The following is a 5,978-nucleotide window of genomic DNA, read 5'->3' as shown; positions in this document are numbered from 1 at the left end:
AAAAAATTAATATGGTAGGAGGGAAGGTAATTTTTTTTATAAGAGCCGGCCGGGGGGGGGGGCGGGGGCGGGGGGGGGGGGGGGCCAGGGTGGGCGGGTGAGCCGGCAGGTCGGGTGCCCGGCAGGGCCGGCTGGCGCGACTGCGTCGCGGCGTCCATCGGGGGACGGCGCGAATCCAGCGGCGGGCCGTGGCCGCGGTCGCGCCCCGCGTCCGGGTGCGTTTCGAGGCTGCGACCGTCGCGGTCGCGGCCGGCGTGAGTGCGACTCTCCGGCTGCCGGCTGCCCGCCTCGTGTTCGTCGAAGCGTCGGTCGTCGGGCTGCCGGTCGTCGAAGCGCCGGTCGTTGAAGCCGCGGTCCTCGGACCGGCGATCGTCGAAGCCGCGGTCGTCGAAGCGCTGGTCGTTGACGTTCTGGGGGGCGAACCGCCGGTCGTCTGTCCGCTCGCCCTCGAATCTGGGCTCGTCGAACCTGGGCTCGTCGAACCTGGGCTCGTCGAACCTGGGCTCATTGGGCCGCGGCTCGTCGAAGCGCGGCTCGTCGAAGCGACGGTCCTCGGCGCCATGGTCGGAGCGGTCGTCTCGGCTGTGCTCCCGGTCGTCGTAGCCGGCAGGCGGCGGGGCAGACGCGTGGCCGGCGTCGGGGGCGTGGGCGGCCGCGAGGGCGCCGCTCTCGGCTCCTGGCTCGTCGTAGCTCGGCTCGGCCTCGCCGTCGTGGCCGTCGTCCCCGGCGTCCTGCGAGATGCCGGTGATGGCGATGATCGAGGCGCAGGGCCAGAGCCGGTCGCAGCTCAGGCAGAGATCAAACTCGTTCGGTTGATGCAGATCAATGAGTGTGATCAGGGAATAAATATGCTCGATGATCTTCGGACCGACCAGAACGGGCCCACGTGCGATGACGTCGAGCTCGGAGCGCAAACGCCCGTGATATTGCTCGACGTCGGCAAGGCGCGGATCGTCCATCACAGGCAGCATGCACCATAGCGGGCAAGAGGGTGCGAACGGCGTAGAACCATAGAGGGTGCCGTCACGGCTGACTCACAGTCTGCGTCCGATGAGCGGCACGGGGAGACGCTGACGGTCTTCTCCTCCTCACCTGCCGTGAGCGTGGTGGCGGGCTGCCGGCCCGACGGATGCGCGGTCACGTCCCGCCCGGGACCCCGGAACTGCGGCGGCGCGGCGAGGCTAATCGCTGATCAGGAGCGGTCCGGCCGGACCTCGTCGGTGCGCCGAACCTGGCGCATCAGGCCCTCCTGAAGACGGGCGAATTCCTCGATGTAGGGACTTTCGACCTGCCCGGGGGCACCTCCGGGCTCCTTGCCCGGTCCGGATCGATCAAATGGCTCGAACCCCGCGAACTGACCGCCACCGTTCGGTGACATCCGGTCGGGCTGGCCGTCGAAGGCGGGGTAATGGCCGCCGGGCGCGGGACCGCCCCGATCGGTCGGCGCGTCGTAACCGGGACCGTAGGGCGGCAGGCTGCCGCCGCCCGGCGCGCCGGCGCGATCCTGGCCGTTGTCGAAGGCGGGGTAATGCGTGCCGTTCTGGGCGGCGTTCCGCTCGGCGGAGCCTCCGTCGTAGGCGAATCCCGAGCCGTTGGGTGCAGCGCTACCAGGGGAGATCGAGAGCGGGGCACCGCGCAGGCCATCACCGGACGCCTCCGGCTGCTCCGAGCTCAGAAAGCTCTCGGTCGCCGGGTAGATGCGGGCGGAGAGGCTGACCGACATCGGGTCGCTGCCGTAGGTGATGACGTCGACCTGATCGTCCGCACTGATCCCGCCGTTGCGGGCCAGATCGACGAAGCGGAACAGATCGGCCCAGCGCAGCCCATCGAGATCGACACTGATGCGCAATGCCATGGTGGTGCCCCATCCCTGAGGTTCGTGACGTGCCGACGGTTACCTGGGCGCCAACGGACGATCGAGAGGTGCCACGGCACGCCGCCCGTCAGCGCCAGCCCGGGCAGCGATGGGCGGCAGCTTATACCGCGTTGGGAGACCATTCCCCATCCGGGGAGGTTTCGGAGGGCTCTGCGCCGATAGTGCGCGATGCCGGCAACGCCGATTGCGTGCATCAACTCGTTACCCCAGGTCAATCGGTCGCACGATGTTGATCCGGGTCGGCGTGCCGAGACCGTGGACGCCGGGACCGCGGGCACGCGGAGGGCGGACGGGCGTCGGGCGCCATGTCCGAGATGGACGGTGACCGCAGCTGTCGGGTGCGCGCCCGGGCGCCGTCGGCGCGCAAAGACCGCCGGGGGGTGCCGCGAGCCTGGCGCGGGCGGGTAGTGTCCGCCCCGTGAGCGTTGTGTCCGGCGGTGTCGACGGGTCGGAGACGTGACCGGGGTGGGCACGCAGGTGGGTGTCATGCAGGCCGGAGCGTTGCCGATCAGGCTTCTCCACGACCGGGTGCTCGTCGAGCCCCGGGAAGATGCGGTGGACCGGCGATCGAAGGCCGGGATCGTCATCCCGCCGACCGCGCATATGGGCAAGAGGCTGTCGTGGGCCGACGTCGTCGCGGTCGGCACCGCGGTGCGGGCCATCCAGGTCGGCGACCGGGTCCTGTTCGATCCCGAGGATCGCGCCGAGGTCGAGCTGCACTCGACCACCTACGTCCTGCTGCGGGAGCGGGACGTGCATGCCGTCGCGGCCGAGCGGCTCGATGACGGGCTCGCCGGTCTCTACCTCTGAGGCCTCACCCTGGGGCCTGGTAACCCCGCCGAGTGCGCGTCCGCGTGCCGTCCACCGACCACCCGGCGCTGCCCCCGGGCTCGGATGGTGTACGGTGCCGCATCGATCGGGATGCAGGCGATCCGCCTGGGTCGTGACCTCCGGTCGTGAATGTGGTGGGAGCGACACCGCGCCGATGGCCCCCTGTCTGGCCTGACGCGGTTGCGCCCCGTATCCTTCGCTCGGCTTTGGAGATCCGCGTTCCGGCCGGGACCCTTGGATGTGGCGGAGGCACCGGGAAATGCGGACATAAGGCACTGCATCCCCCATCCTCGGGGTCATTGCATACCGTAGCCAGCCGATGTCCCGGGGTGCCGTGTTGAATGGCTCCCCGTGTTCGGCGGGAACCACTACCCGCGGGTTGGCATAACCCCTGGGTGAACGACGGCAGGGAATGGAAGGAGACGCATGGCTCGTGACTTCGACGCTCGGCGGAGCACGGATGTCGAGGAGGACGAGCTCCAGGAGCAGAGCCTGGAGACGCTCAAGGCACAGCGCGCGGGCGCCGCGGCGGATCTCGGGGACGACATGGACGCCCTCGAGGCCGAACTGGACCTGCCCGACGCCGAGGTCCGCGACGAGGAACTGTCGCTGCGGGTGCTTCCTCGGCAGGCAGACGAGTTCACCTGCACCCAGTGCTTTCTGGTGCAGCACCGCAGTCAGCTTGCGGACCCGCGTCGCATCGTCTGCTCGGACTGCGCGGCCTGACGGAGTCGGGAGATCGGCGGCCGGCACGGTGCAACGCCAGTTGCGGCGGCCGACACGGCGGGCGTCATGACCGATCCGACGCCCCCGGTCGGCCCGCCGCCGCCCTCGTCCGGGCCGTCAGCACCGGCAATGCCCGCAGCACCAGCACCGCCAGCACCGGTAATGCCCGCAGCACCAGCAATTCCCGCACTGCCAGCACCGCCAGCACCAGCACCGGGGGAGGGCCGCGACGGGGATGACCCGGCGGGGCGCGAACCCACGCCGGACGGCGTGCCGCGACCGCATCCGTGACCGTGGCCGCCGTCCTGTTCGTCCACTGCTGTCTGCCGATCCACGAGGCGGTCCAGGGCGTGACGCTGGCCGGCCACCTCGTGATCCTCTACTTGACGGTGTCGGTGCTGACCGCCGCGGCTGCGCGGGACACCCGAACGCGGGCCCCCGATCCGGTGCCCCCGCGCCCCGATCCGCCCGCGCTGTGGCCGCTGCGGAGGTCGGCTCGAGACGGCCGCGCACGGCGAGTCGTCCGGGGCCGTCCGGCCTGCACCGTCGCCCCGCCGCTGCTGGCCGCGGCGCGGGCATCAACAGGTTGCTCATACGGCCGAGTAGCTGTACCACTACCAAGGGTAACTTGCCGTGGGGGTGGTGTGGAATGCTCGACGAACAGTCGCAGGTGCCCGGTGCCGTCCCGTCCCATCCCGGTGCGCCCGCCCATCGGGTCCCCCTCGGCTCGGCCGGGGCCGCCTCCGGCATGGACCCCACCTCCGATTCGGACCATGACATGTCCGATCCGGATCATGGGATAGCTCATCCGGATGAGACTGTGTCCGGTCCGGACAGCCGTGCGCTGCCCCGGCCCGCCGCGGCCGCCGGGCTGCCCCTGGTGCGAGGCCACTTCGTCGTGCCGACGCCCCCGTCCGACTGCCTCGACCGGCCCCGACTGCGCCAGGTGCTCGACGAGGCCGTGACGCGCCCGCTCACCGTGGTCCGGGCCCCGGCCGGGTGGGGCAAGACCACGCTGCTCGCCGGCTGGGCCGCTGCCCGGCCCCCGCGGCCACCACTCGTGTGGATCCGGATCGATCCGGCGGCGACGCCGACGATCGTCGGTGGTCCGACCGTGCCGTTGTGGCCGCAACTTCTGCACGGTCTCGGCCGCGCCGGCCTCATCCCCGCCGGGGCCGATCTCGCCCGTGCCGATCTCGCCGGTCCCGACGCCGCCGCGGCCCACCATCCGCCCGACCGCGGTTACCGGCAGCTTGCCAACCTGATCGCGGACCTGCCGGCGCCGTTCGTGCTCGTCCTCGACGACGTGCACCTCCTGCGCGGGCGCAGCGACCTCGACGGGCTGGACCTCCTGGTCAACGAGGCCGGCGAGCGGGCCCGGACGATCCTGGTGGGTCGGACGGTGCCGGTGGCGCTGCACCGGTTGCGCGCCGCCGGGCGGGTCACCGAGATCGATGCGGACGCGCTGGCGTTCACCCGGTCCGAGGCCGCCGAACTCCTGCGGGCACAGGGGGTGTCGGCGCCGGCGGAACTGGTCGGCGGCCTGCTGCACGCCACCGAGGGATGGGCTGCGGGCCTGCGCCTGGCAGCGGGTGCCGTCAGCCGTGGGTCGGTGGCCCACCTCGGCGAGGTCTTCGACGCGGAGCACGCCGGCAGCCGGACCGGGGGGTCTTCGCCGTGGGTTTCGTCGGCGTCCGCGCCGCAATGGGCGCCGGCCGGGGGACGGGTGCTGGCCGCGGATCCGGATCCGCCGTCGGCCGCGCTGGCCTCGGCCCCGGAGATCGTCGAGTTCCTGCGCGCCGAGCTGCTCGCCCGCCAGCCCCCGGCGGTCCACCGTCTCCTGCTGCGCACCAGCGTGCTGGAGTCGATGACCGGCCCGTTGGCCGACGCCGTGGCGGGAGAGGCGAACCCGGCCGCTGCGGCGCAGGTACTCACGGAGATCGCGCAGCGGTACGGGTTCGTGGTCGCGCACCACGACGGGATCCGGTTCCGGTACCACCGGCTGTTCGCTGCGCTGCTGCGCGCCGACCTGGCGCGGGACCGTACCGAGGACGTCGACGAGCTGCATCTGCGGGCGGCGTTGTGGTTCGCCGCGCACCGTCGACCGGCCGAGGCGGTGCGGCATGCGGCGTGGGCCGGCGACTGGTGGTACGCGTCGTGCCTGCTCGTCGACGGCGCCGGGATGGTGGACGCGCTGTGCGGTGCCGCGCTCCGGCTCGAACCGATACTCGCGGCGATGCCGGCGTCGTGGGCGGCGTGGGCGCCCGAATGCGCGCTGGTCGCCGCCGTCGGGCATCTTCGCTATGGCCGGGTGACGAAAGCGACCAGGTCCCTGGAGACGGCCCGGGTGGCGATCGCGGCGGCAGCGGCCTCCCGGCGTCGGTCGTTGTCCACCCAGGCCGATCTCGTCGAGCTGCGCCGCGCCGAGTTGGCCGGGTCAGGCGAGGAGATGCTCGGGGTGGCTCGTCGGCTACTGCGTGCCAGCCCGGACGCCGGCGCCGGCCAGCGGCGAGGCGCCGGCCGGCGGGTGGGCACGCCGTCGCGC

Annotated in this window: 4 protein-coding genes and 1 pseudogene; 3 read left to right on the top strand and 2 right to left on the bottom strand. The window is 72.2% G+C overall.

The genetic code is table 11. The features are described from left to right. Positions 1–959 (bottom strand): annotated as a pseudogene (locus ND748_RS22850) (hypothetical protein); the annotation flags it as partial. Between the two features lie 233 nt (positions 960–1,192). Beyond that, positions 1,193–1,855 (bottom strand): hypothetical protein, encoded by a 663-nt coding sequence (locus ND748_RS22845; RefSeq protein WP_251748013.1) that lies wholly within the window; start codon positions 1,853–1,855, stop codon positions 1,193–1,195. 507 nt (positions 1,856–2,362) lie between these two features. Here ND748_RS22845 and ND748_RS22840 point away from each other — a divergent pair. The 3 genes from ND748_RS22840 to ND748_RS22830 all read left to right on the top strand — a co-directional run. After that, positions 2,363–2,686: a co-chaperone GroES gene (locus ND748_RS22840; RefSeq protein ID WP_285902558.1), complete on the top strand. Its 324-nt coding sequence runs from the start codon at positions 2,363–2,365 to the stop codon at positions 2,684–2,686. 447 nt (positions 2,687–3,133) lie between these two features. After that, positions 3,134–3,433: a DUF4193 family protein gene (locus tag ND748_RS22835; protein WP_009740125.1), complete on the top strand. Its 300-nt coding sequence runs from the start codon at positions 3,134–3,136 to the stop codon at positions 3,431–3,433. A 649-nt stretch (positions 3,434–4,082) separates the two neighbouring features. Next, on the top strand, positions 4,083–5,978 hold a 1,896-nt coding region (locus ND748_RS22830; protein WP_374216002.1), incomplete at its 3' end, for an AAA family ATPase.

Origin of the sequence: Frankia sp. AiPs1 (assembly GCF_023716945.1) — a bacterium.
Lineage (GTDB): Bacteria > Actinomycetota > Actinomycetes > Frankiales > Frankiaceae > Frankia.
Note: the sequence above shows the minus strand (reverse complement) of the source record. Positions and strands in the feature narration are given on the sequence as shown.

Excerpts from the sequence above, each read along its gene's own strand:
- ND748_RS22845 (WP_251748013.1), bottom strand. The coding sequence starts at position 1,855 with ATGGCATTGCGCATCAGTGTCGATCTCGATGGGCTGCGCTGGGCCGAT.
- ND748_RS22840 (WP_285902558.1), top strand. The coding sequence starts at position 2,363 with ATGCAGGCCGGAGCGTTGCCGATCAGGCTTCTCCACGACCGGGTGCTC.
- ND748_RS22835 (WP_009740125.1), top strand. The coding sequence starts at position 3,134 with ATGGCTCGTGACTTCGACGCTCGGCGGAGCACGGATGTCGAGGAGGAC.